Source organism: Microbacterium sp. Y832, from assembly GCF_057669765.1.
Genome location: NZ_JBYHFM010000001.1, coordinates 110,551 through 134,592 on the forward strand (window position 1 = coordinate 110,551; position 24,042 = coordinate 134,592).

Here is a 24,042-nt window from a genome sequence, read left to right on the forward strand (position 1 = left end):
GTGAGGAAACCGGATTCTCGCCGTCCACGACGCGACATCATCGCCTCCTCATTCGACGGGCAGGGCGATGAGGTGATGGCGCATCGCGATCTTGAGCGCCTCGTCGCGCGTCGAGCAGCCGAGCTTGCGGTAGATGGACTTGAGCTGCGACTTCACCGTGTTGGGGGAGACATGGAACGATGCGGCGATCGCAGCCGTCGTCGATTGCTGAGACAGCGCGTTCAGTACGCGCAGCTCACCGTGGGTGAGGTCGGGCTTTCGACGGGTCTCGATGTGGGTGAGCCCGGCTGTCGCAACGTCGAACCCGGCAACCTCTGAGGCCGGAAGTTCGCTGCGCACGAGCGAGATCAGCTGCTGCGGCATCGTGGCGAGGAGCCGGCGGATATTCCCCTTCTCGGTGAGGCGCGCGATCTGCCGCGCGGTCTCGGTGTCCACGGTGTCGGTGCGCATCATCTCGAGCCAGGTCGAGAGCAGGAGCGCCTCGACCCGTTGCCCCGGGCCGAGGGTCAGATCGGCCGAAACCCGCCGCACACCCCGCGCAGCGAGATCCAGACGGGAGTCCTGCAGGGCGAGCCGAACAGACGCGATCGTCGTGAGCGAGCCTGCTTGAGTGCTCGACGCGACCTCGCGACGCGCTCCTGCGACATCGCCCGCGGCCCACAGTGCCTCGATGGTCGCGGAGTGGATGACGTCGGATGCGAAGGATCCGTGTCGGGTCGGGTGCGCTTCGCTTGCCAGATGCAGGGCTTCGATGGCCTCGTCGGGCCGATGGCGCGCCAGGAGGGATCGCGTGCGCGCAAGAAGCGCGAACGGCCAGCTCAGCTCGATGCTGTCGTAGGGTTCGAGATCCGCGAGCATGTCGTCCGCGTCGTCCGCCATGCGCTCCACCGCGACGAGTGCGGCGGCGCTGCGTTCGGTCATCGTGCTCGAATTGACGTGCGCGCTGGTCGCCGGCGGTTGGTGCGCGAGGTCGCAGAGCGCGAGCTCGGCGTCATCGAGTGACCCACGCACAGCGTGCGCGAGGGCCGTGCGTCCGAGGGCGAGGCGTTCGGCATCCGGCTGATTCGACAGTCGTCCGAGCTGTCGTGCGGTGGCGAACTCCAGCAGTGCGCCAGAGGAGTCGCCCGCCGCGAGCAGGGTCGAGCCGATCTGCTGGTGGTAGTACCAGAGCGGTCCGTCGGTGCGCTCGCGCGATTCGACCCGGACGTGGTTGATGCGCTCCTCGAGGCGATGCGCATAGATGAGGGCCGCGGAGACGTCACCGCTGAAGCGGAACGCGATCATCTGCACGAGAGTGAGGATGTCCAGTTCGTCCGGGGACATCGATCGCGCGTCCTCGGGATAGATGAGGGGCTTGAAGGGGCGCGTCGTCCGGGCGAGCACCGGTGTCATGCGATGCGCGACCTGCAGCACCGGATACCGCGTGAGGATGGCGCTCGGGAGGGCCTCGACCGCGGCGGTCAGCAGCTCGAAGTGCGCGCTGTACAGAGGCCAGACGTTGGACATCGCCGCCTGGGCGATCGTCTCCGGCTTGCCCGATGCCATGGCCCGTCGCAGTTCGGCTTCGGCCCTGACCTCGTCATGGAGGTTCACCAGCGACCTGTTCGTCGACCTGAGCGGCGCCGATGCCTCCCGGTGAGGACGGGGATCGTCATGACCCGTTGGTTTCGGCCGACCGCGCTGCGCGCGCGGCGGCAGCCTGGCGCAGGTCGGTGAGGGTGAGCAGCCGCAGCTCGCGCCCGGCGTCGAAGCTCTCGGTCACGTTGCCGGCGATGCCCCCCTCGACGGCGAGCCTGCTCGCGAGGTCCAAGACGCGCTGCGGCGCTCCCTCGCTGAAGTCGGCATCTGCCAGATCCACCCACACGATGTTGGGGCGGGTGGTGGACTCGAAGACGTAGCGGCGCCGGGTGAGGTCGGCGACCACCTGCCAGATGGTCTGCGAAGCGTCGGGCTTGCCGGGATCGGGGATCCGGAACGGCTGCGCGGCGTTGCGGACGACACTGAGCATCGACGCGATCGCCTCGACCTGCGTCGCAGGCTGGGGCAGTCGGTCGACGTAATACGCCGCGCGGGCGAAGCGGTCCGTCGCCAGCGTCGTGCCGGGAAGAGGGCGGTCGCCGCCGAACGCTTCCAGCTGGGCGAGAAGCGCGAGCTGTTGGTCGTACTTCGGTGAGTTGGTCATGACGCGGTACTGGGCACCGTGGTGCAGTTCGATCACGCCGTCGATGTACTCGATGATCGCCGAGTCGCCCGAGGCATCGTCGAGTGCGAGGTGGATCGCGGGGACCTCGCCGGTCGCGGGATCGCTGAGAGGCACGAGCTGCACCTGCGTCTGTTCTACCCAGGCGACGGCTTCGGCGACGGTGGCGAACCCGTCGAGGAAGAACTGCAGCCAGACGGCCTGGCTGAGTGCGGGGCGGGAGGCGTCCAGCTCACCGTATTCCGATTCGGCGAGCCACAGCACATGACCCGCGAGACCGGCCTCGTTCATCCCGTCGACCGTGATCATGTCGAATGCCGTCGCCACGACACTGCCGTAGCGGGCGGTCCAAGCGAGATCACCGTTGACCCCGTCATCGCGGTGAACACCCCGGGGGAGCATCCATAGGTTCGTCGCGAGGTCACGGTGGTAGTCCATGTTCCTGCCGACGATGACGGCGCCGGAGGCGTCCGGCCACACCACTCTCGTGCACATGCGGTTCATTCCTCACTCAGTGAACGTCACAGAGACGTCAAGACAGAGACGGCAAACATGCCGTCGCGATCATGTGCCCGGTGATCTCGGCCGCGGGCATCGGCGCGGCGCTACTTCTTGCGGGGGCGGAACCAGGGAAAGAGCGATCCGATCACGACGCCGGCGATGAGGACGGCGAGGAACCAGCCCCAGGCGGGCATCGTGAACTGCAAGAACAGGAATCGCAGCGTCGCGGGTCCGACATTGGAGAACACGAATGTCAGCGCGGCGACCGACAGGATGATCGCGAGGATCACTTTGCCGTTCGCAGCGCGTGCGTCCTTGTCGGTGGTGACGGTTTCCTTGTCTGGCATACGTTCTCCTTCTCGCTCTACGCCGAGTGCGTCGGCCCCGCGTGGACCGCGCGACGAGCGCCTCGAACGGACCTTATCCACAAAACGCGGCCGTGCACGACGGGGTGATAGCGGGGTGATCAGCGGGCTAAAGACCGGATGACGACGCGGGCGAAATCTCCCGGCATCCGTCTCTCGGTATCAGGGCGCGGAATAGTCTCACCGGCATGACCCCAGGTACCAAGGCACCCCAGCGCATGATCATCCGGAACGTCCGCGTGTTCGACGGCGTGAACGACGCGACGCAGGACAACGTCGACGTGCTCGTCGAGGGCGCCCACGTGGTCGCTGTGTCGTCGTCGCCCGTCGCCGGCGATGCTTCGGACGGTGTGCTCGAGATCGATGGTGGCGGCAAGTTCCTGATGCCCGGACTGAGCGATGCTCACGTTCACCTCATGGGCAACGCGAACAGCATGGTGGAGTTCCTGCAGGGTCCGACCGGGGCCCTGTACGGCAACACGATCGCCGAAGCCAAGCGCATGCTGCTGCGCGGCTTCACGACCGTTCGCGACATGGGCGGCGACACCGCGCCGGTGAAGTCGCTCATCGACCGGGGCGTGTTCGAGGGGCCGCGCATCTTCCCGAGCCAGGCGATGATCTCCCAGACGTCGGGTCACGCCGACTTCTCGTTCGTGTACGACGTGCCCGAGGAGTTCGGCGGCAAGCCCAGCCGCACCGAGGACATCCACTTCACGCGCATCGCCGACGGCGTCCCGCGCGTCCTCGCCGCGGTGCGCGAGCAGCTCAAGCACGGCGCAAGCCAGATCAAGCTCACCCTCGGCGGTGGCGCGGCGTCGATGTACGACCCGCTCAACACGCTGCAGTACACGCCGGATGAGATCCGCGCCGCCGTCCAGGCAGCGAACGACTACGGAACGTACGTCGCGACGCACGTCTACACGCCGGCCGGCATCGCGCGTGCCATCGATGCCGGTGTGGCATCGATCGAGCACGGCCATCTGGCCGACGAAGAGACGATCAAGCGCATCGCCGACGCGCAGATCTGGCTCTCGATGCAGCCGTTCGCCGAAGACGACCACCACTATCCCGACCCGTCGCGCGCGGCCAAGAACACCGAGATCTGCCACGGCACCGAGCAGGTGTACGAGTGGGCGAAGAAGTACGGCGTCAAGACGGCGTGGGGCACAGACCTGCTGCTCGAGCCGCAGTCCGCACCGCGGCAGAGCGCCATGGCGGCCCGCCTGAGCGAGTTCTACACGAACGCCGAAGCCCTCAAGATGCTCACATCGGGCAACGCCCAGCTCTTCGAGATGGCCGGCGAACGCAACACCTACCGCGGCGGCAAGCTCGGCGTCATCGCCGAGAACGGCTGGGCCGACATGATCCTCGTCGACGGCGACCCGCTCACCGATCTCTCGCTCATCGCCGACCCCGACACCAACTTCCGCCTCATCGTCAAGAACGGGCAGGTCGTCAAGAACACCCTCTGATCGGGCCGCGGACCCTTCACCCGCAGGTCGAGGTCTGGGCGGCCACGCTCGGAGCGCTCGACGCCTACCAATGCTCGATGTCCCCGAAATGTCAGGAGTGAAAGTGCCTTCCAACACCACCAAGGCGCGTCAGTCGACGAACATCGACCCGACGCTCGCCATCAACCCCGTCTTCGTGCGGCCCGGCGAAGCGACCGAGTTCAACAAGTTCGTCATGCCGGACGGCCCGAGTCTTCCTGAGACCGCCTACCAGATCGTGCACGACGAGGCGGTCCTCGACGGCAACTCGCGCCTCAACCTCGCGACCTTCGTCTCCACCTGGATGGACGACTACGCGTTGAAGCTGTACTCCGAGGCAGCCGACAAGAACATGATCGACAAGGACGAGTATCCGGCGACGGCGGCGATCGAGGACCGCTGCTGGCGCATGCTCGCCGAACTGTGGCACGTCCCCGACACGGCCGACACGATCGGCACGTCCACGATCGGCTCGTCCGAAGCATGCATGCTCGGCGGTCTCGCTCTGAAGCGCCTGTGGCAGGAGAAGCGCAAGGCCGAGGGCAAGTCGACCGAGAAGCCGAACCTCATCATGTCGGCGGCGGTCCAGGTCGTGTGGGAGAAGTTCTGCAACTACTGGGACATCGAGCCCCGCTACGTTCCCGTGACCCCGGACCACATGGTGCTGGATGGATTCGAGCTCGAGAAGTACGTCGACGAGAACACCATCGGCGTCGTCGCGATCCTCGGTCAGACGTTCACGGGCGCCTACGAGCCCGTCGAGGCGATCGCGAAGAAGCTCGACCAGATCCAGGCCGACACCGGACTCGACGTGAAGATCCACGTCGACGGTGCATCGGGCGCCATGGTCGCTCCGTTCTGCCAGCCCGACCTCGTGTGGGACTTCCAGATCGACCGGGTCAACTCCATCAGCACATCCGGTCACAAGTACGGGCTCGTCTACCCCGGCGTCGGATGGGTCGTGTGGCGCGACAAGGCCGTGCTCCCCGAGAGCATGATCTTCCACGTCAGCTACCTCGGTGGCGACATGCCGACGCTCGCCTTGAACTTCTCGCGGCCGGGCGCCCAGGTGCTGCTGCAGTACTACCAGTTCCTTCGTCTCGGTCGTGAGGGCTACCGTGCCGTCCAGCAGAACTCGATCGACGTCGCGACCTACCTCTCGAGCGAGATCGCGAAGATCGGTCCCTTCGACCTCATCAGCAAGGGTGACACCATCCCGGTGTTCGCGTGGGTGCTCAAGGACGGCTACACCGACAAGTGGAGCCTCTACGATCTCGCGGACCGCCTGCGGATGAAGGGCTGGCTCGTGCCGGCGTACCCCATGGCCGACAACATGTCGGACATGGTGCTCCAGCGCATCGTGGTCAAGGTCGGCCTCAGCCGTGACCTAGCCACGGCGCTCCTGGCAGACATCAAGGGTGAGGTGGAGTTCTTGGAGTCGCTCACGGCGCCGCTTCCTCGCGAGGTCGCCAGCGGGTCCCACTTCCACCACTGATTCGACTGTGTGCGGGGAGGGCGCCGGGCTGGCCCTCCCCGCACACGCGATTCATCGATCGAAACCCGGATGGAGAGACCATGACGACGGCGGCCATGGCGGCGGACCTTCCGCGGCGCTTATTCGTGCCGACCCTGACGAAGCAGTGCTGGATCTTCGTGATCGGCTCGTCACTGTTCGCGCTGGGGTCTGCACCCGGACTCGGCGACCTGATGGGTGCGAGTGCATCGAACCTCTGCTACTTCGTCGGCGCATGGTTCTTCACGACGGCCGGTCTCATCCAGCTGTTCTTGAGCGGCGCCATCGCGGTTCCGGTGGCGTACGCTCCCGGCCGGATGGTGCGCGCGGAGTGGCTCGCCGCCGCGACGCAGACCTTCGGGACGCTCATGTTCAACGTGAGCACGACGGCTGCTCTGCACGCCAGGACGATCACGTCCGAGGAGCGCTTCGTCTGGAACCCGGACGCCGGCGGCTCGGTCGCCTTCCTCGTGAGCGGTGTCCTCGCCTTCGTCGCCTACGCGCATCAGGCCCGCCTGCTCGACCTGGGCAAGCGTGCGTGGTGGGCGGTGCTGGTCAACTTCCTCGGCTGCGTCGCCTTCGGCGTGTCAGCGGTCGGGGCGTACATCCTTCCCAGCGGCGACACGGTCAATGACGCCGTCGCCAACGGCGGGACCTTCATCGGCGCGCTCTGCTTCCTGCTCGCGTCCCTCATGGTGCTGCCGCAGTGGGATCGTTCGGCGACTCGGGGCGTCGCATCCCGCGGAGCGCGCGCCACCACCCCGGACGTCCAGTGACCTCCGAGAAGACGTCGGCCCCGCCGAAGCCGCGTCGCGCGCTCATCGACGACGAGTCCGCGGCGATCATCATCGCGGCATCCGTCTTCGCCGTCACCGCCGCAGTGGCCGCGGTCGTGTTCTGGGGTCGCGAACTCCCGATCGCGGGGCGAGGATCGCTCGGCGAATTCGTCGCGATCGCCGGAGCGGTCGCTGCCGCACTCGCCTTTGCCGGTGGTCGGCTGGTGGCATCCGTCCTCAAGATCGGGGGGATCCCCGGCGAGACCCGCGCTCGCTATCTGTGGTTCGACCTCGTGGCGCTGTCGGTCGCCCACGCCGCGATCGCGCTCCTGGGCTGGACGGGAGTGGCGACGGTCCTCGAGCACAGTTTCGTCGGCGCGACCGTGTTCACCACCCCCGCCGTCGTGCTGGCGGCATCGGCGACGGCGCTGAGCGGATACGCGGCGTACCTGTCGGGCCTCAGCCTGTCCCCGCGCCAGCTGTCGCTCGTGCTCGCGCTTTTCCTCGCCGTCGGGATGATCACCGCGATGCTGAGCTCGAGCGATCCGCAGTGGTGGCAGATGAACCTGTCCGCGCTGGGGATCACGCACGACATCTCCTCGCTGACGTTCAATCTGACCCTGATCATCTCGGGCGTCATCGTCACGACGATCGCACGCTTCGGCACGGCGTCGCTGCCGGCGACGACGGTGGCAGAGCGTCGTCGCCGTGCCGTCGTCCGCACTCTGTTCGTGCTCATCGGCGTCATGCTCGCCTGCGTCGGCGTCTTCCCCGTAGACCGTTTCTTCCTGCTGCACAACACCGTCGCGACGGGGATGGCGGTGGCCTTCGGCGTGCTCGTCATCGGTGCACCGTGGCTGCTGCCCACGGTGCCGAAGACGTTCATCGTGCTCGGGTACGTCTTCGTCGCCGCCGTGGTGGGACTGACCGTGCTCTTCGCCGCAGGCATCTACAACCTCACGGCCGTCGAGCTCATCGCCGCCGTGCTCATCTTCGCGTGGATCATCCTGTTCCTGCGCAACGTGCAGACGAGAACCTGACGTGCTCGTCCTCCTCGCCGACCTGCTGACTCTCGCCGTCGCGGTCGCGATCAGTCCGCTCGCGATCGTCGCCGTCATCCTCATGGCGACGGCCGGCAAGGGCCGCTCCAACGGCACGGCGTTCGTGCTGGGCTGCTACGTCTTCATGGTCGTCTTCGTGGGGGTGCTCGTGCTCATCGGCCGTTCCGCGGGAACCGAAGACGCGCATTCGGTTCCCCGGCTGCTGGTCGACGTCATCGAGATCCTGCTGGGCGTCGCGCTGCTGACCATGGCCGTGCTGCAGTGGCGCAAGAGGGGTCTGAAGGACACTCCGGGCTGGATGAACCAGATCGACGGACTCACGATCGGCAAGGCGTTCGTCGTCGGCGTGCTGCTGTCCGGTCCGCTGTCGCCCAAGGACCTGCCGCTGCTGATCGCCGCCGGCGGGCGGATCTCGCAGGCCGACCTGCCCGTCGAGCAGATCGTCTCGGTCGTCCTGATCTTCGCCGTGCTCGGCGTCACGGCGGTCGCGATCCCGTGGATTGTCAGCATCGTGGCGCCGGACCGCGCCGAGGCGACACTCGCCAAGCCGCGGGACTGGCTGGTCGCCAACCACGCCGTCATCGTGACCGTGCTCTTCATCGTCCTCGGGTTCAAACTGGTGGGCTCAGGCGTGGCCGACCTGGTCGGGTGACGCGCCGGAATGACCATCGAACTGCTCATCGTCGCGGTGATCGCGATCATCGCGATCACCCTGACCTCGACGCTCGCCGACCGCATCGGGGTCGCGGGACCGCTCGTCCTCGTCGCTCTCGGCGTCGCGGTCAGTCTCGTTCCCGCCATTCCCGCGCTGAGCGTTCAGCCCGAGCTGATCCTGGTCGGGGTCCTTCCGCCGTTGCTGTACTCGTCGGCGGTGTCGGCGCCCGCGATCGAACTGCGGCGTGATCTGCGTGCGATCAGCGGGCTGGCGATCCTCCTCGTCATCATCAGTTCCCTCGTGCTCGGGCTCTTCTTCGCCTGGGCGATCCCGGGCCTGGGGCTTCCGCTCGCGATCGCCCTGGGCGCGATCCTGAGTCCCACGGATGCCGTCGCCACCTCGATCGTCCGAAAGCAGGGTGCGCCGCGCCGGGTCGTGACACTGCTCGAGGGTGAAAGCCTCCTCAACGATGCGACGGCGCTCGTGCTGCTGCGCACGGCGATCGCCGCGGCGGCGGCGGGTTTCTCGTTCGCCGCGACGCTCGGCGCCTTCGCCTGGGCGGTGCTGTCCGCTGTCGTGATCGGCACCGTCGCTGGTGTCCTCGCTCTCCGGCTGCGGGAGTGGACGCGCAATGCGGCGGCGAGCACGGCGGTCGGCCTGATCGTGCCGTATCTCGCCTATCTGCCGACCGATGCGGTCAACGGCTCGGGTCTGGTGGCGGCGGTCGTCGCCGGGGTTGTGTGCGGTCAAGGCGCCGTGCGCCGACTCACCCCGGAGCAGCGGATCTCGGACAAGCTCACATGGCGCACGGTCGAGTTCATCCTCGAGGGCGCCGTCTTCCTCGTGATGGGGCTCGAGCTCTACGGCATCGTCGAGAAGAACATCGCGGCGCATGAGGGTCTGCTGCACGGGGCGATGATCGCCGGCGCGGCGTTCCTGATCCTGATCCTGGTGCGCGCCGCCTATGTCTTCCCCATGCTCGCGTTCCACTCCTCGCGCGTCGGCCGCGCCACACGCAGACGGCTGAACACGGCAAGTGGTGAGAGCCGACGCGCCAGCACGAAGCGCGCCGGCCGGATCCGGGCCGACATCGACTACTTCGATGCGTCACCGCTCACCTGGCGCCACAGCGTCATCGTGACGTGGGCGGGGATGCGGGGCGTCGTCACTCTCGCCGCAGCGCAGACGCTTCCCAGAGACACGCCCGAGCGCGACCTGCTCGTGTTCATCGCCTTCGTCGTCGCGGCAGGAAGCCTGCTTCTGCAGGGGATGTCGCTGCCCCTGGTGGCACGGCTCGTGGGGCTCGGCTCGTCGGCGCAGACGCGGTTGCCCAGGCATGCGCTCACGTCGGTCAACCAACAGCTCCGGGATGCCGCGCAGAGCGCGATCGTGGACCGCTCGTTGCACCGCGAGAAGGGTGCTTTTCCCGAGACGCTGTACGCCCGTCCCCCGTCACGGCTCCTCGCCGGGCTCGGATCCGACGCGGAGGTCGCCGGCCCCGAGGCGCTGGAATTCGAACTCGCCCTCATCGGCGTCATGAGGGTACGGTTGCGTCAGATCGCGGCATCCGGAGCGCATGACACAAGCGTCGTGCGACACGTGTTCGACGAACTCGACGCGTACGAGATCAGTGTGCGGCTGCGCCTCGAGAGCGAAGGGTGACAGAGGGATGGACCTCACTTCCCTGCCGCTGGCGGGCATCGCCCTGGCGGTCGCCTCGGCCGCGGTGCTCTCGGTCGGCAACCTCCTGCAGGCGCGCGGCGTGCGCTCCGTGGAAGAGCACACGGACCACGGGGCAGGCGGCTCGCGGGCGATCCAGCTCATCCGCAGCCGTCTGTGGCTTCTGGGAGGGGCGCTTCTCGGGGTCGCGATCCTGCTGCAGATGGGCAGTCTCGCGTTCGCGCCGCTCATCGTCGTGCAGCCCATCGGGGTCGCAGCCCTCGTCTTCACCGTGCTCATCACGGCGATCGCGCTCGGACGGCGACCGACGCCTGCGGTCATTCGGGCGATCGTCGTCTGCGTCGTCGGCGTCGCGGCATTCGTCACGGTGGCAGCCCTCGTCAGCACGCAGCACGCGATCACGGACGTCCAGCTCATTGCCGTCCTCGCTGTGCTCGCGGGAGTGCTCGTCGTGTCGGGTGTGGTCCTCATCGCCGGTCGGGCCCGACCCGCTCCGCCGATCCTCTGGGTGCTTCTCGGCGGAGTGTTCTCGGCGTTCGTCGCGACGCTCGGCAAGACCGTCATCCTCCGGGTCCAGACGGCGTGGCATCACCGCGACTTCGCGATCGACAGCTCGAATCTCCTCACGATCGGCTGTCTCGTGGGGATCGGCATCGCCGGGGCGCTGTCCATCTATTTCGTGCAGCGGGCACACGTGTCCAACCGGCCCGAGGTTGTCGTCGCGGGGCTGACCGTCATCGACCCGACGGTCGCGGTGGTCTTGGGCATCACGATCCTCGGAGAGGCGAGCGACGCACCCCTGTGGGCGGTTTTCGCGTTCATCGCGGCGGGGCTCGTCGCCGTCACGGGAGTGTTCGCGCTGTCCCGGGCCGAGCGCAGTGAGCCGGTCGGGTGATGGACGGGTGATCCGGAGAGTGCCCGTCGGGTGAAACCCGGCGGGATCGCCCGAGCACGTCTCGCGGCGAAGTTAGAGTCTGGGAGGCCTGGGAGGTTCGATGTTCGAAGTCGTCGGCACGATCGTGCTGGGCGCCGTCTTCGCGGTGTGTGCCGGGTGGGTCGCGCAACATGTGCTCGGCACGTCGATCGGGTGGGTTCGGGCCATCCTCTTCGTCGCGATCGTCTATGCGGCGACCGTCCCGATCGTGCGGGCGGCGCTCGAAGCCGGCGATGTCATGGTCGACGGCCGATTCGTGGTTTCCAGCCCGATCGGCATCGTGTTCGTCGCGGTGGCTCTCGGCTGGCAGTTCGCCATCGCCGTCGCCGTCATCATGGTCTCCGAGCTGTTCTGGCCTTCGGGCCGAGGGTGGCACCCGATCCACGCGGTGAAGGAGCTGCTCAGCCGTCGCAAGCGCATGCTGCGCTACGCGCAGACCCTGCGGATCGCGTCCAAGCACGGTCTCAGCCTCTTCGGCAGCCACCGCAGGGGAGAGGACCAGGACGTCCCGGCGGCACTCGTGGCCGCGATGAACGAAGCCGGCGTCACCTTCGTCAAGATCGGGCAGGTGCTCTCGACGCGCGACGACATCCTCCCGAAGGAGTTCACCGAGGCATTGGCGACGCTGCAGATGCAGACCACGCCCCTGCCCTGGGACGACGCCAAGGCGGCGATCGAGGCCGAGCTGCCGGGCACCATCGACGAGGCGTTCGCGTGGGTGGATGAAAAGCCGATGGCGGCGGCCTCGCTCGCCCAGGTGCACGCCGCGCGGCTGCACCCCGCAGACGGCGAGACCGAAGGGGCGAACGTCGTCATCAAGATCCAGCGACCGGATGCCCGCGCGTCGGTCAAGATCGACTCGGACATCATCGTGCGCCTGGCGGAACAGGCCGAGCGTCGGGCGGCGTGGGCGCGCGCCTACGGGCTGAACGCTCTTGCGGGTGAATTCGTGCGGTCCCTCAACGAGGAACTCGACTACCGCATCGAGCTGGCCAACACCGAACTGCTGCGCGACACCCTGGCGCGTTCGACCGTCGGCACGGTGCAGGTGCCCGAGGTGTACCCGGCGCTGTGCACCGAGCGGATGATGGTGCAGGAGCGGATCGAGGGCGTCCCCTTCTCGAACCTCGCCGGGGGACTGCCCGCCGCCATGACCGACGCCCCGCCGCGTGTGCGCACCGACGAGGAGCACTTCGAGATCGGCGACATGGTGGGGACGGTCGCCTGGACGAGGCCCGACCCGCTCCCCACGGCGCGCGAGATCGCGGACTCCCTGGTCGACACCGTCTTCGAGCAGATCGCCGTCCGAGGGATCTTTCACGCCGACCTGCATCCCGGAAACATCATCCTGCGGCCCGACGGGCGCATCGCCCTCATCGACTTCGGTTCCGTCGGCATCCTCGAACGCAGCATGCGACGGGTTCTGGTCGCGATGATGTCCTCCATGGCGGCCGAAGACGACATCGCCCTCACCGATCTGCTGCTGATGATCACCAGCGAGCCCGAAGACGGTGCGGAACTGGACCGACGGGCACTGCAGCATGAGATCGGTGTCATCCTCACGCGCGTGCACAACGCACGCACCGACGCGAGCATCTTCACCGAGGTGATCGATGTCCTCCGGCGGCACCAGCTCTCACTTCCGCCTGCGCTCGTTCTCGTCTTCCGCACGATCGCCTCGGCGGAGGGGGCCCTCCGACAGCTCGTGCCCGACTACGACATGGTCGACCGGGCCCTGACCCGCACATCGTATTTCGCGCGTCAGGCGTTCGACCCCCGGGAGATGCTGGCCGATGCCCGTGTCCAGGTGCAGGTGCTCGGTGAGCAGCTGCGCCGGATGCCGAGACGGATCGAGGCGATCACGTCGCAGCTCGAGAGCGGCACCTTCGGGATGAGCCTGCGGATGTTCCGCGACCCGCGGGAACGCAGCTGGGTCGCTTCGCTGGTCAGTCAGATCACGACGGCGCTCGTGGGTGTCGTCTTGGTGACCGCGTCGGTGTTCCTCGTCGTGTTCGGGGGTGGCCCGTCCCTGACGCCCGATGTCGCCCTGTTCCCGTTCCTCGGCGCCGTGCTCGGCCTCGGGGGCATGCTGCTGGTGCTCAGGTCGCTGCGCACCGCGCTCATGCGCGACGACGGGACCGGGCTGCGATGACCGGACGCCCTCCGGGGTCTCCGGTGTCTAGCGCACGGCTGCATCCGCATCGAGTGCGGCGGTCGCGGCACGCCGACCCTCGGCGATGAGGCGGTCGACGTCGCGCATCGTCCACTGCGCCATCCGCTGCATCTCGGGCTGAACGAGCACGACGCTCGGATCGCGTGCCAGGTCAGCAGTGCGTGTGGTGGTGCGCATCATGCGTACGCTCTCCCACTTCGCGTGCAGGTGCACGACGATGACGCGCTCGGCGCCGAGTTCTCGCGCCGCGGCGTGCGGCACGTTGTCGACCATGCCGCCGTCGGCGAGCAGTTGGTCGCCGACGCGCACGGGGGGAAGCAGACCCGGCACGGCGATCGTCGCCCGCAGGGCCGTGCTCAGCGGTCCGCTGTCGATGGTGACGGCGCGGCGGGTGCGCAGATCCGTCGCGACGGCCCCGAAGCGGCGGGGCAGGTCTTCGATCCTCGGGTCTTCTCGGAGCAGCCCGCGGATGGCATCGGTCACGACCTGTGTGTCCAACAGGCCCCACCGGGGCCGGAAGGTCCAGCGGGCGATACGTCGCCAGCGGAAGGTCCGTGCGATGCGCTCGATGGCGTCACCGTCGAGACCCGCCGCGAATGCGGCGCCCACGAGCGCACCCGAGCTCGTGCCGGTCACGATGCCAGGGCGGATGCCCCGTTCTTCCAGCACCTGCAGAACCCCGACGTGCGCTGCACCGAACGCACCGCCTCCGCTGAGGGTGATGCCGAGCGTCGCATCGTCGACGGCGGTCGGTGTTTCGGGGATCACGTGGTGACCGTATCACCGGGTGCGAGCGGGCCGCGGCAGGGTCACAGCGGGATGATTCGGCGGGTGAGAAGCCGGGTGATCCCGCGAGAACACGAGGGTGGAGCGGTCGATAAGGTGAAGCAGGGATACGCCCGATGCGAGGAGACGTGATGGTGCGCGTGGCGGTTGCTCAGGTCGGCTCGGTGCTCTTCGACACCGCCGGGACGATGCGCAAGCTGCGCGCCTGCGTCGATGAGGCCCGTGCGCAGGGCGTCGCGTTCCTCGTGCTTCCCGAAGCGCTCGTCGGAGGCTATCCGAAGGGGCTGTCGTTCGGTGCGGTGCTCGGCTCGCGAAGCGATGCCGGCAGAGACGAGTTCCTCCGCTACGCCCAGTCCGCGATCTCCATTCCGGGGCCCGAGATCGACGAGATCGCCCAGCTCGCGCGCGACGCCCGGATGACGATCGTGGTGGGCGTGATCGAACGTGACGGCGGCACGCTCTACTGCACAGCCGTGTACGTCGGGCCGGACGGGGAGTTCCTCGGCAAGCACCGCAAGCTCATGCCCACGGGCAGCGAACGCCTCGTCTGGGGCCAGGGCGACGGCTCCACGATCAACGTCGTCGATTCTCCGGCCGGCCGGTTCGCCGCGACGATCTGCTGGGAGAACTACATGCCCCAGTTCCGGCTCGCGACCTACCAGCAGGGCGTGCAGCTGTGGTGCGCTCCGACCGTCGATGACCGCGACATCTGGCAGGCGACGATGCGTCACATCGCCTACGAAGGCCGGTGCTTCGTTCTCAGCGCGTGTCAGTACCTCAACGTCGACTCGCTGCCCGACGACTACGACCTGCAGCGGTCCGGCGATGCCCGTGGCGACCTGATCCGCGGCGGCAGCGTCATCGTCTCACCGTTCGGGGAGGTGCTGGCGGGACCCGTCTACGGCGAGGAGGTGCTCCTGGTCGCCGACATCGACCTCGAAGACCAGGCGCGCGGAAAGTACGACCTCGATGTCGTGGGTCATTACGCCCGGCCCGATGTGTTCTCGCTCACCGTCGACACGACGCCGAAGTCCGTCGTCGTGCGGTCCGGTGCGTCCGACCAGGACGGGCCCGAAGCGGCGCGCTGACCGGGGTCGGCGGTGCGCGAGGCGCGTGCTGCGACCTCAGGCGGGAAGGAAGTTCTCGCGCGCGAGCGGGGCGATCTCGAGCCCGTCGGCGTCGGCACGCGTGATCCATCGCAGCTCGGCGATCTCGGCGGCGATCGCCGGCACCTGGGCGCCGATATCGGCGACGAACACGTCGGCGACCACGACGAACCCGGGCTCGTTGGCGGCGGCGGCCGTGAACTCCCCGAGCGGGCGCAGGTCGCGGGGATCCACGCGCAGACCGAGCTCCTCCTCGAGTTCACGGCTGAGCGTCTCGTCGGGCGACTCTCCCGGCTCGGGCTTGCCGCCGGGCTGCATGAATGCCGAGGTGCCCTCCTTCCGCACCAGCAGCAGACGACCATCGCCGTCGGCGATGACGGCGGCCGACACACGGATGCTGCGCGGGGCCGGTTCAGCGGAAGAACTCACCCCGGAACGCTAACAGCCCGCGCGTCGTAGAATCTCGTGTGCCTCCCGAGACTTCTGCCGCGACCGACCTGCCGCCCAGCGGCATCGACCCCTCAGACCTCGAGGTCACCCTGCGGGTGCTGGACGGGATGGCCGGGCTCGACGAGACGCACCCGGACTTCGTCGCCGTGCGCCGCGCGACGGCCGCGATGTTCAAGGCCGTCAAGAAGGTGCGCCGCCGCGAGATCCGCGAGGCGATCGCGCAGGCCGATCGCGACGTCGTCGCCGCGACGGCGACCGGAGCACCCGACCGCATCGACGATGAGACGCGCGGCATCCCGATCTCGACGGCGACCACGGCGCCGACGGCCGGCACGCTCATCAAGGCGCGCGCCTGCTACATCTGCAAGCAGCCGTACACGCTCGTCGACGCGTTCTATCACCAGCTCTGCCCCGAATGCGCCGCCATGAGTCACGCCAAGCGCGACGCGCGCACCGACCTCACGGGCAAGCGCGCCCTGCTGACGGGCGGCCGCGCCAAGATCGGGATGTACATCGCGCTGCGACTGCTGCGCGACGGGGCGCACACCACGATCACGACCCGGTTCCCGCGCGACGCCGTGCGGCGCTTCAGCAGCCTGCCCGATGCGCCCGAGTGGATCGACCGGCTCAAGATCGTCGGCATCGACCTGCGCGACCCCGCGCAGGTCATCGGGCTCGCGGACGACGTCGCGGCGGCCGGGACCCTGGACATCCTCATCAACAACGCGACGCAGACGGTACGGCGCTCGCCGGGCGCCTATCAGCCGCTCGTGGACGCCGAGCTCGCACCGCTTCCCGACGGCCCCCTGCCCGAACTCGTGACGTTCGGCCACACCAATGACCGTCATCCCCAGGCTCTTGAGCGCTCGATCACGGCGCACCCGATCCTGGCTGCCGCCGCCGCGCGCGCCGACGAGCTCACCGAGCAGGCGATGACGGCGGGATCGAGCTCGCTCGAGCGACTCGCCGCCGGCACAGCGATCGATGCGGGCGGATTGCTTCCCGATCTCGACCACGTCAACTCGTGGACGCAGCACGTGCAGCACGTCGACCCGCTCGAGATGCTCGAGGTGCAGCTGGCCAACACCACGGCGCCGTTCCTCCTCGTCTCGAAACTCCGCCCGTCGTTGGCGGCGAGTCCCGCGCGTCGCACCTACGTCGTCAACGTCAGTGCCATGGAGGGCGTGTTCGGCCGCGGGTACAAGGGTCCCGGGCACCCGCACACCAACATGGCGAAGGCAGCCGTCAACATGCTCACCCGCACGAGCGCGCGCGAGATGTTCGAGAGCGACGGGATCCTCATGACGAGCGTCGATACGGGGTGGATCACCGACGAGCGCCCCCACTACACGAAGGTGCGCCTCGCCGAGGAGGGCTTCCATGCTCCGCTCGATCTCGTCGACGGTGCGGCGCGCGTCTACGACCCGATCGTGCGCGGCGAAGCCGGCGAAGACCTCTTCGGCGTCTTCCTCAAGGACTACGCCCCGGGAGCCTGGTGACCGCTGACGAACGTGCGGCCGGGCGCGGACGCATCGCGATCCCCGCACCCGGCCACCGCGTCGTGGTGCGCTACCTGCTCGCCTCCGGTCTGGCGACGGATGCCCTCGGTGAGCTGCTCAGCGCCGATGAGACCACCGTCGTGGTCGATGGCAAACGGGGCATCGACCGCATCGCGAGGGCGGACATCATCGCGGCGAAGGAAGTGCCGCCCGCTCCCGAGCCGCGACCGCGGTGACGCGCCCGTAGCGGACCGGCCGAATCCTAGCCCGGGTCCGCCCCTGCTGACCTCGTCATCGCCGGCTTCACCGACGACACCCCGTGGACCGAGACGGCCGCCACGACGGCGCCGTATACGGAATCGACCAACGCAGACGGCGCAGCCCGGCGCCATGTGATGCTCGCCCCGATGGGCGAGAACGCGTTCCTCGTGAGCGTCGAGCGGTTCCTCCGGAACGCGGAGGGCTGAGGCATGGCGATCCGTTTCGGAAGAAACGAGCTTCCGTCCGGCCAGGAGGAGGCGCTGCGCCGCGCGATCCGCATCGAGTGGTTCACGATCGCGCTCGTCTACCTGGTGATGGGCAATTCACAGGCCATGAAGGCCGCCTGGATCGAAGACATCCTCTCGCCGGCTCCGCCGATCGCCTTCCTCCCGGCCGTGCGCATCGTCAACCGGCCTCCCGTATCCCTACGGATTCCATCGCGCGGTCGGGGTCGCCCACCTCGTCGCCGGGGTCGCGCTGCTCGCGATGGGTCTGTTTCTCATCGTCGATTCCGCAACGGGCCTCCTCGCGGCCGAGCATCCGCCCATCGGGTCGGTCGAGCTCTTCGGCCAGACGGTCTGGCTGGGCTGGCTCATGATGTTCGTCATGGCGCTCACGATCCCGCTGCCGGTGTACTTCGGCCGCGTAAAGATGAAGCTCGCCCAGCAGCTGCACGACAAGGTGCTGTACGCCGATGCCGACATGAACAAGGCGGACTGGATGACCGCCGTCGGTTCGATCGTCGGCGCGGGCGGCATCGGGCTGGGCTTGTGGTGCACCGACTCCGTCGCGCCCCTTCATCGCCGCGAGCATCCTGTGGGACGGGTACAAGAACATGAAGTCGGCCATCACCGACCTGATGGACACCGCAGCGACCACCTTCGACGACAGTGAGCCGCACCCCCTCACGGCTCAGATCGACGAGGTGCTTCGGCGCCAGCCCTGGGTGCGGGCCGCCGTCGAGGAGCTGCCCGAAGAGGTCGGCGCTCCCTCCGAGCGCCAGACCGAGCGCAACCTCTGAACCGCGCGGCTACACGACATCGCGCGCCGCGCGCCATCCACCGGCGGCCCGCCGTGACGGCGGTGGATCCTCAGGCTGTGTCAAGGGCGTTCCCCCACCGGGCGGTGCGACGCACGATGGTGTGCATGGACAGACACGACCCGGACCGTACCCGCCCAGGATCCGACCTCGCGGGCGATGACTTCACCGAGCAGATGCACGAGGGAGAGCAGCAAGCCGATGCCGCGAGCGGATCGACCGAGGGGGCCGCCGATGCTCCCGCGGAGCGCTAGCGTCCATCTTCCGAAATCCCGGCCGTCGTCGGCGCATGGGATGAGTCCTTTCTCCTCCACGCGACGCTAGGCGAGCCACCCCGCCGCCGCACCGGGGTTGACGTTCGACCCATCCCGTGGAATCGGCCCCGCGCCAGCCCGGGGCGTCGCGCTCACGGTCAGAAGGCGGGCTGGATCGTTGGGTTGGATTCGATCACCTCGCGCACCTCGTCGCTCGCGAACGCGGCTTTGAGAGCCTGCGTCGCGGCGGAGCTGGCGTCTTCATCGCGCACGACCAGGTTCAGCACGAAGCGATCGTCGAGCTCGGTGATGAGGCCGTCGTCGTCAGGGGTGAGTCCGAGCGCACTGATATGCGAGGGCCACTGGAAGACGAGGTCGGCCTCGTCGTAGGCGGCGTTGAGGGCGCTGATGCCGACCTCGAGGAACTCGAGGTCCTTCGGGTTGGCGGTGATGTCGGCGACGGTCGCGGCGTACGGGTCGACGGCGGGGTCGAGGGTGATGACGCCTTCGTCGGCGAGCAGCTTGAGTGCGCGACCGAGGTTCGACGAGTCGTCGGGGATCGCGACCGTGCCGCCCTCGGGAAGGTCGGCGATGTCGTCGATCGTCTTGGAGTAGAACGCGATGACGAAGTTGTAGACCGGCTGCACCGCAACGAGCGTGCCGTCGTTGCCGGCGTTGAACGTCTGCATGTACGGCTCGTGCTGCGAGAAATTCGCGAACACCTCGCCGGAGTTCACGATGACGTTCGCCGTCACGTAGTCGGACACCTCGACGAGCTCGATCTCGTAGCCGTCCTCGATGGCCTCGGCGGCCGCCTTGACGACATCGGTCATGGGCGAGGTGACCGCGGCGACCTGGATCGTCACCGGCTCGTCGCCGGCGGGCTCGGTCTGCGCGTCGCCGCCCGATGCACAGCCTCCGACGAGGAGCGCGGAGGCGACGAGGCCGGCGAGGATGCCGAAGCGGGCTTTTGCCATGGTGGTTCTTCTCTTCTCTCTGGTGGGGTTTTCTGCGCGGAAGACTCAGCGGTGATCGAGGCGCTGCGACGTGCGGTAGCCGACCGCCTGGATCGCGAGGACGCACACGATGATGATGAGGATCGTGATGTACATGAGGGCGTCGTTGTACTCCTGGTAGCCGTAGCGCATCGCGAAGTCGCCGATGCCGCCGCCGCCCACGACGCCGAGCACCGTGGAGTAGGACAGCAGGCTGATAGCCGCCGAGGTGAGCGCGTAGACGAGGCCGGATCGGGCCTCGGGAAGCAGTACGCGCAAGACCGCCTGCGGGAGTGTCGCCCCCATGGCATCGGCGACTGTCGAGATGCCCGCGGGGATCTCGCGCAGGATCTGTTCGACCAGGCGCGCGTAGATGGCGACGGCGACGAAGCAGAGGGGGAGGGTCGCCGCCTGTGTGCCGAAGCTCGTGCCCATCACGAGGCGCGTGAACGGGATGAGGAAGACCACGAGCAGCAGGAACGGGAAGGAGCGCACGATGTTGATGTACATGTTCGCCGCCGTCCAGAAGACGCGGTGCTCGGCCAGTCCGCCGCGCTGGGTCAGGAAGACGACGACGCCGAGCGGCAGACCGATGAGCACGGCGGCGGCGAGTGACACGACGAGCATGTAGCCCGTCTCGGCGAGCGCCTCGACGATGGCGTCGCCGTACTCGCTGAACAGGTCGGTGAGCCAGGTCACGACATCAGCTCCCGTCGCACCTGTTCGCGATACGTCGGCAGCGTGGGGTACTCGGTGCGCGCGACGCGGAACACCTCTTGCAGCACGCCGCGCTCGAGCAACGCCGCGCGGTCGCAGAGCGCCTTGACGACATCGAGGTCGTGCGTGATGACGACGACCGTCGTGCCGAGCTCGGCGCGTGCGTCGCGCAGCACCCGAAGCACGTCGGAGGTCGTCGCCGTGTCCAGCGACGAGGTCGGCTCGTCGCAGAGCAGCAGGGTGGGTCGCGCCACGAGAGCCCGCGCGAGGCCGACGCGCTGCCGCTCCCCGCCGCTCAGCTGGGCGGGGTAGTGGTCGGCTCGGTGAGAGAGCCCGACGAACGCGAGAATCTCATCGACGGCTTCCTGCTGTTCCCGGCGGTTCGTCCGCTTCGCGAGTGTGAGGGGTAGGGCGACGTTGTCACGCACGGTGCGACTGCTGAGCAGGTGGATGCCTTGGAACACGACGCCGATGTCACGGCGCAGCCTGCGCAGGGAGCGCCGCCCGAGCCGGGCGACGTCGGCACCGTCGACGGTCACGGTTCCCGCCGTCGCCGTCGTGAGCCCGTTGATGAGTTGCAGCAGCGTCGACTTGCCGGCGCCGCTTTCGCCGATGACGCCGAAGATCTCGCCGCGTTCGATCGTGAGGTCGACGTCGCTCAGGGCGGGTCGCCCCTCGGTGTGCGCGCCGAAGCGCTTCGTGACGGCGTCGAACGTCACGATGGCCGGCTCGATTGTGCCCATCGGGTCTGGTCGCTTCCTGATCGCGCCGTACACCGCCCGGCTAGTTTCTGTACAGCGTCCAATTATACTGATGGGATGAGTGCACGGTACCGAACCGAAGCTGTCAACCGCGACGGAGGCGGCGGCGTGAGCCTCGTGCCGGGAGGTCTCGAGGTGACCGTGGCCTCCCCGCTCGCGGAGGGTTCGCCCACCGCCGCCGCGACCAATCCCGAACAGCTCGTCGCCCTGGCCTGGGCGACCTGCCTCAATGCGACGGCGCAGGTGATCGTGCGCGGCGCACAGCGCACGGCCGTGCGCGTCGAGGTCGAACTGCACGACGCAGACCCCGGCCCCGGGCTCGAGTTCCACGTCGACGCCTACCTGTCGGTCGAGGATGCCGACGCCGCCGAAGCGGAGCGCGTTCTCGGCGCCGCCCACGCACGGTGCCCCGTGTCCAAGCTGCTCGCCGGAGCGGCGACGGTGCGCGTCCATGCCGAGGAATACTCGGCCGCATGATACGTAGTCGCACGTAGACTGACCCGCAGTGTCACTGTCGTCGTCGCGTGAAAGAGGCTCACATGGTCGATTCGTACCGTCCCCCGATCGAGGACTACACGTTCCTGCTGAGCGAGGTGTTCGGCACCGACCTCGTCGCCCGCGCGACCGCAGGGGAGCTCACCGCTGATGACGCGACCGAGATCCTCGCCGCGGCGGGTGAGTTCGCGGCGTCGGTCATCGCCCCCCTCGAAAGGATCGGCGACCAGGTCGGCGCCCGCCTCGAAGACGGCGACGTGCACCTGCCCGGCGGCTTCGCCGAGGCCTACCAGGCTTTTGTCGAGGCCGGATGGGTCACCGCCGAGGCTCCCGTCTCGGCGGGCGGCGACGGGCTGCCCGGCGGCATCCGCGCGGGTCTCGGCGAAATGTGGAACGCGTCGAACGCGGCGTTCGCGCTGTGCTGGCTGCTGACGGCCGGGCAGATCCACGCGCTCGACGCTGCGGCATCCGATGAACTGCGCGAGACTTACCTGACCCAGCTCGTGTCCGGGCGCTGGACGGGCACGATGAACCTCACCGAACCTGCCGCGGGCACCGATCTCGGCGCCATCCGCACGCTTGCGACGCCGCGCGGCGACGGCAGCTGGGCGATCCGCGGGCAGAAGATCTTCATCACGTGGGGCGATCACGACATCGCCGAGAACATCGTCCACCTCGTGCTGGCGCGCACGCCGGGAGCACCCGAGGGGGCGAAGGGCCTTTCGCTGTTCGTCGCGCCGAAGTTCCTCGTGGCCGGCGACGGCTCGCTCGGGGAGCGCAACGCCATCACGACGGTCGGGATCGAGCACAAGCTGGGCATCCACGGCAGCCCGACCTGTGTGCTGGACTACGCCGACGCGACCGGTTACCTCGTCGGCGAGCTGCACGGGGGCCTTGCAGGCATGTTCGTCATGATGAACTCGGCGCGCGCCGGCATGGGATTCCAGGCGACCGGCATCGCCGATCGCGCGTACCAGGGTGCCGCCGACTACGCCCTGCAGCGCCTGCAGGGTCGCGTGCTCGACCGTCCCGCGGGGACGCCGATCGCCGAGCACCCCGACGTTCGTCGACTGCTGCTGTCGATGTCGAGCAAGATCTTCGCGATGCGGGCGCTCGGGGTCTACGTGGGCGACCTGCTCGACCGTGGCGAGACCGATCCGGCGGTCGCGACCCTCGCCGAGTTCTTCGTGCCGATCCTCAAAGGCTGGACGACCGAAGACGCCATCGGCGTCACGAGCGACGCGGTGCAGGTCTTCGGCGGAATGGGCTTCATCGAAGAGACGGGCATCGCGCAGCACTACCGCGACGTGCGCATCACGACGATCTACGAGGGCACGACGGCGGTCCAGTCCAACGATCTCGTCGGACGCAAGGTGCTGCGCGACAGCGGCAAGACGGCAGAGCACCTGTTCGACCTGATCGACGAGACGGTGGCCGCTCTTCGTCCTCTCGACGCGGCGACGGGCGACCCGCTGGCGCGCGCCGTCGAGGCGGCCCGACGCGCCACGACCGCCCTGCTCGCGTTCGACGGATCGCGCGACGCGTACGCCGTCAGCGTGCCCTACCTCATGCTGCTCGGCACACTCGCCGGCGGATGGATGCACGCGCAGGCGGTCGCCGCCGTGCTCGCGCACCCTGCCGAGACCGAGACGGATGCGGCACGGCTGACCGCCGCGAGGTTCTACAGCGCGCACCATCTGCCCCGCGTGCACGCGCTCGCCGAGACGGTGGCCGCCGGCGAGATCGCCTGATCCCTGCGCTGCCGCTGCAGCTGATGACGCTCGTCGCGAGCACGGAGCGAGCGCTGCGGCTGCGATACAACGGGCTCCTCGACGGCGGAGATTGAGCGCATACCACACGGCGAGCCCGGTAGCGCGCTATCCTTCGGCATGATCGCGATCCTCGCCGCGGTTGCCGCAGCGCTCGCGGCCCTCCTGCACGTCTACATCTTCGTCATGGAGAGCGTGCAGTGGAGTCGACCGCGGATCTGGCGTCGGTTCGGCGTGCGCGATCAAGCGGCGGCCGACGCGACGAAGTCCATGGCGTACAACCAAGGGTTCTACAACCTGTTCCTCGGGATCGGCGCGATCATCGGGATCGTGCTCTTCTTCGCGGATGAGCGCGGGACCACGGTGTCGGTGGCGGGGTTCACGCTCGTGCTGTTCGCGCTCGGGTCGATGGCCGCGGCGGCGCTCGTGCTGCTGACCACCGGTCGCGGCTATCTGCGGGCGGCGCTCGTGCAGGGGACCCTGCCCCTCGTCGGGTTCGTGCTGATGCTCTTCGCGTGATGCCCTGAGCGCGGGCCGTTGGCAACCCCCTCGCCACTATTCG

The 24,042-nt window shown here is 68.3% G+C and carries 25 protein-coding genes; 17 read left to right on the top strand and 8 right to left on the bottom strand.

Annotated elements, in window-relative coordinates; genetic code table 11:
* Positions 1-48: 48 nt before the first annotated feature.
* The 3 genes from AC25YV_RS00435 to AC25YV_RS00445 form a co-directional block, all read right to left on the bottom strand.
* Positions 49-1,593: a response regulator transcription factor gene (locus AC25YV_RS00435; protein WP_488121854.1), complete on the bottom strand. Its 1,545-nt coding sequence runs from the start codon at positions 1,591-1,593 to the stop codon at positions 49-51.
* Between the two features lie 58 nt (positions 1,594-1,651).
* Complete coding sequence (locus AC25YV_RS00440) at positions 1,652-2,695, bottom strand: linear amide C-N hydrolase (protein ID WP_488121855.1); 1,044 nt, start codon at positions 2,693-2,695, stop codon at positions 1,652-1,654.
* Between the two features lie 110 nt (positions 2,696-2,805).
* Positions 2,806-3,048, bottom strand: a complete 243-nt coding sequence (locus AC25YV_RS00445; protein WP_488121856.1) for a LapA family protein — start codon at positions 3,046-3,048, stop codon at positions 2,806-2,808.
* Between the two features lie 206 nt (positions 3,049-3,254).
* On the opposite strand from AC25YV_RS00445, the gene AC25YV_RS00450 reads away from it, so the two are divergent.
* From AC25YV_RS00450 to AC25YV_RS00485, 8 genes are all read left to right on the top strand, one after another.
* Positions 3,255-4,538: a metal-dependent hydrolase family protein gene (locus AC25YV_RS00450; protein WP_488121857.1), complete on the top strand. Its 1,284-nt coding sequence runs from the start codon at positions 3,255-3,257 to the stop codon at positions 4,536-4,538.
* A gap of 103 nt (positions 4,539-4,641) precedes the next feature.
* The gene (gene gad / locus AC25YV_RS00455; protein WP_488121858.1) at positions 4,642-6,051 is read left to right on the top strand and encodes a glutamate decarboxylase; all 1,410 of its coding nucleotides are present in this window, start codon (positions 4,642-4,644) and stop codon (positions 6,049-6,051) included.
* A gap of 80 nt (positions 6,052-6,131) precedes the next feature.
* A complete protein-coding gene (locus AC25YV_RS00460) occupies positions 6,132-6,845 on the top strand; it encodes a hypothetical protein (protein WP_488121859.1) in 714 nt (237 codons plus the stop codon).
* Entirely contained in the window at positions 6,842-7,885 is a 1,044-nt protein-coding gene (locus AC25YV_RS00465) for a DUF998 domain-containing protein (RefSeq protein WP_488121860.1), read from the top strand. Before AC25YV_RS00460 ends, AC25YV_RS00465 begins: the two co-directional genes overlap by 4 nt.
* A 1-nt stretch (position 7,886) precedes the next feature.
* Entirely contained in the window at positions 7,887-8,558 is a 672-nt protein-coding gene (locus AC25YV_RS00470; RefSeq protein WP_488121861.1) for a GAP family protein, read from the top strand.
* Between the two features lie 9 nt (positions 8,559-8,567).
* Positions 8,568-10,223 carry a cation:proton antiporter gene (locus tag AC25YV_RS00475; RefSeq protein ID WP_488121862.1) on the top strand — a complete coding sequence of 552 codons (1,656 nt, stop codon included), beginning with the start codon at positions 8,568-8,570 and terminating at the stop codon, positions 10,221-10,223.
* A 7-nt stretch (positions 10,224-10,230) separates the two neighbouring features.
* Positions 10,231-11,136 carry a DMT family protein gene (locus tag AC25YV_RS00480; RefSeq protein ID WP_488121863.1) on the top strand — a complete coding sequence of 302 codons (906 nt, stop codon included), beginning with the start codon at positions 10,231-10,233 and terminating at the stop codon, positions 11,134-11,136.
* A gap of 100 nt (positions 11,137-11,236) precedes the next feature.
* Complete coding sequence (locus AC25YV_RS00485; protein WP_488121864.1) at positions 11,237-13,327, top strand: ABC1 kinase family protein; 2,091 nt, start codon at positions 11,237-11,239, stop codon at positions 13,325-13,327.
* A gap of 27 nt (positions 13,328-13,354) precedes the next feature.
* Here the strand turns inward: AC25YV_RS00485 and AC25YV_RS00490 are convergent, their stop codons facing one another.
* Positions 13,355-14,116 (bottom strand): patatin-like phospholipase family protein, encoded by a 762-nt coding sequence (locus tag AC25YV_RS00490; protein ID WP_488121865.1) that lies wholly within the window; start codon positions 14,114-14,116, stop codon positions 13,355-13,357.
* A 134-nt stretch (positions 14,117-14,250) separates the two neighbouring features.
* Here AC25YV_RS00490 and AC25YV_RS00495 point away from each other — a divergent pair, with 134 nt between their 5' ends.
* Complete coding sequence (locus AC25YV_RS00495; RefSeq protein WP_488121866.1) at positions 14,251-15,222, top strand: carbon-nitrogen hydrolase family protein; 972 nt, start codon at positions 14,251-14,253, stop codon at positions 15,220-15,222.
* 36 nt (positions 15,223-15,258) lie between these two features.
* Here the strand turns inward: AC25YV_RS00495 and AC25YV_RS00500 are convergent, their stop codons facing one another.
* Entirely contained in the window at positions 15,259-15,669 is a 411-nt protein-coding gene (locus AC25YV_RS00500) for an NUDIX hydrolase (protein WP_488121867.1), read from the bottom strand.
* Between the two features lie 38 nt (positions 15,670-15,707).
* Here AC25YV_RS00500 and AC25YV_RS00505 point away from each other — a divergent pair, with 38 nt between their 5' ends.
* The 5 genes from AC25YV_RS00505 (at position 15,708) to AC25YV_RS00525 (ending at position 18,743) form a co-directional block, all read left to right on the top strand.
* Positions 15,708-17,189 carry an SDR family NAD(P)-dependent oxidoreductase gene (locus AC25YV_RS00505; protein WP_488121868.1) on the top strand — a complete coding sequence of 494 codons (1,482 nt, stop codon included), beginning with the start codon at positions 15,708-15,710 and terminating at the stop codon, positions 17,187-17,189.
* Positions 17,186-17,425, top strand: a complete 240-nt coding sequence (locus AC25YV_RS00510) for a putative acetyltransferase (protein WP_488121869.1) — start codon at positions 17,186-17,188, stop codon at positions 17,423-17,425. The genes AC25YV_RS00505 and AC25YV_RS00510 overlap by 4 nt, the downstream gene beginning before the upstream one ends.
* A 502-nt stretch (positions 17,426-17,927) precedes the next feature.
* Positions 17,928-18,344 (top strand): hypothetical protein, encoded by a 417-nt coding sequence (locus tag AC25YV_RS00515; protein WP_488122283.1) that lies wholly within the window; start codon positions 17,928-17,930, stop codon positions 18,342-18,344.
* Complete coding sequence (locus tag AC25YV_RS00520; RefSeq protein ID WP_488121870.1) at positions 18,310-18,471, top strand: hypothetical protein; 162 nt, start codon at positions 18,310-18,312, stop codon at positions 18,469-18,471. Before AC25YV_RS00515 ends, AC25YV_RS00520 begins: the two co-directional genes overlap by 35 nt.
* Positions 18,472-18,596: 125 nt before the next feature.
* Positions 18,597-18,743 carry a hypothetical protein gene (locus AC25YV_RS00525; protein ID WP_488121871.1) on the top strand — a complete coding sequence of 49 codons (147 nt, stop codon included), beginning with the start codon at positions 18,597-18,599 and terminating at the stop codon, positions 18,741-18,743.
* Positions 18,744-18,901: 158 nt separating this feature from the next.
* Here the strand turns inward: AC25YV_RS00525 and AC25YV_RS00530 are convergent, their stop codons facing one another.
* From AC25YV_RS00530 to AC25YV_RS00540, 3 genes are read right to left on the bottom strand one after another with little or no spacing between them, the layout of a single operon-like run.
* The gene (locus AC25YV_RS00530; protein WP_488121872.1) at positions 18,902-19,720 is read right to left on the bottom strand and encodes a MetQ/NlpA family ABC transporter substrate-binding protein; all 819 of its coding nucleotides are present in this window, start codon (positions 19,718-19,720) and stop codon (positions 18,902-18,904) included.
* Between the two features lie 45 nt (positions 19,721-19,765).
* Positions 19,766-20,437 (bottom strand): methionine ABC transporter permease, encoded by a 672-nt coding sequence (locus AC25YV_RS00535; protein WP_488121873.1) that lies wholly within the window; start codon positions 20,435-20,437, stop codon positions 19,766-19,768.
* Positions 20,434-21,198, bottom strand: a complete 765-nt coding sequence (locus AC25YV_RS00540; protein WP_488121874.1) for an ATP-binding cassette domain-containing protein — start codon at positions 21,196-21,198, stop codon at positions 20,434-20,436. Before AC25YV_RS00540 ends, AC25YV_RS00535 begins: the two co-directional genes overlap by 4 nt.
* Before the next feature lie 75 nt (positions 21,199-21,273).
* Between AC25YV_RS00540 and AC25YV_RS00545 the strand changes: the two genes are divergently transcribed.
* The 3 genes from AC25YV_RS00545 to AC25YV_RS00555 all read left to right on the top strand — a co-directional run bounded on the left by AC25YV_RS00545 (position 21,274) and on the right by AC25YV_RS00555 (position 23,999).
* The gene (locus AC25YV_RS00545; RefSeq protein ID WP_488121875.1) at positions 21,274-21,693 is read left to right on the top strand and encodes an OsmC family protein; all 420 of its coding nucleotides are present in this window, start codon (positions 21,274-21,276) and stop codon (positions 21,691-21,693) included.
* A 62-nt stretch (positions 21,694-21,755) separates the two neighbouring features.
* Entirely contained in the window at positions 21,756-23,462 is a 1,707-nt protein-coding gene (locus AC25YV_RS00550; RefSeq protein ID WP_488121876.1) for an acyl-CoA dehydrogenase family protein, read from the top strand.
* A gap of 138 nt (positions 23,463-23,600) precedes the next feature.
* Positions 23,601-23,999 carry a DUF1304 domain-containing protein gene (locus tag AC25YV_RS00555; RefSeq protein ID WP_488121877.1) on the top strand — a complete coding sequence of 133 codons (399 nt, stop codon included), beginning with the start codon at positions 23,601-23,603 and terminating at the stop codon, positions 23,997-23,999.
* Positions 24,000-24,042 lie beyond the last annotated feature (43 nt).

What these genes read in the sequence shown, in the direction of transcription:
- AC25YV_RS00440 (WP_488121855.1), bottom strand. Translation starts at nt 2,695, where the DNA reads ATGTGCACGAGAGTGGTGTGGCCGGACGCCTCCGGCGCCGTCATCGTC.
- AC25YV_RS00445 (WP_488121856.1), bottom strand. Translation starts at nt 3,048, where the DNA reads ATGCCAGACAAGGAAACCGTCACCACCGACAAGGACGCACGCGCTGCG.
- AC25YV_RS00450 (WP_488121857.1), top strand. Translation starts at nt 3,255, where the DNA reads ATGACCCCAGGTACCAAGGCACCCCAGCGCATGATCATCCGGAACGTC.
- AC25YV_RS00460 (WP_488121859.1), top strand. Translation starts at nt 6,132, where the DNA reads ATGACGACGGCGGCCATGGCGGCGGACCTTCCGCGGCGCTTATTCGTG.
- AC25YV_RS00475 (WP_488121862.1), top strand. Translation starts at nt 8,568, where the DNA reads ATGACCATCGAACTGCTCATCGTCGCGGTGATCGCGATCATCGCGATC.
- AC25YV_RS00480 (WP_488121863.1), top strand. Translation starts at nt 10,231, where the DNA reads ATGGACCTCACTTCCCTGCCGCTGGCGGGCATCGCCCTGGCGGTCGCC.
- AC25YV_RS00485 (WP_488121864.1), top strand. Translation starts at nt 11,237, where the DNA reads ATGTTCGAAGTCGTCGGCACGATCGTGCTGGGCGCCGTCTTCGCGGTG.
- AC25YV_RS00495 (WP_488121866.1), top strand. Translation starts at nt 14,251, where the DNA reads ATGCGAGGAGACGTGATGGTGCGCGTGGCGGTTGCTCAGGTCGGCTCG.
- AC25YV_RS00520 (WP_488121870.1), top strand. Translation starts at nt 18,310, where the DNA reads ATGGACACCGCAGCGACCACCTTCGACGACAGTGAGCCGCACCCCCTC.
- AC25YV_RS00525 (WP_488121871.1), top strand. Translation starts at nt 18,597, where the DNA reads ATGGACAGACACGACCCGGACCGTACCCGCCCAGGATCCGACCTCGCG.
- AC25YV_RS00530 (WP_488121872.1), bottom strand. Translation starts at nt 19,720, where the DNA reads ATGGCAAAAGCCCGCTTCGGCATCCTCGCCGGCCTCGTCGCCTCCGCG.
- AC25YV_RS00540 (WP_488121874.1), bottom strand. Translation starts at nt 21,198, where the DNA reads ATGGGCACAATCGAGCCGGCCATCGTGACGTTCGACGCCGTCACGAAG.
- AC25YV_RS00545 (WP_488121875.1), top strand. Translation starts at nt 21,274, where the DNA reads ATGAGTGCACGGTACCGAACCGAAGCTGTCAACCGCGACGGAGGCGGC.
- AC25YV_RS00550 (WP_488121876.1), top strand. Translation starts at nt 21,756, where the DNA reads ATGGTCGATTCGTACCGTCCCCCGATCGAGGACTACACGTTCCTGCTG.
- AC25YV_RS00555 (WP_488121877.1), top strand. Translation starts at nt 23,601, where the DNA reads ATGATCGCGATCCTCGCCGCGGTTGCCGCAGCGCTCGCGGCCCTCCTG.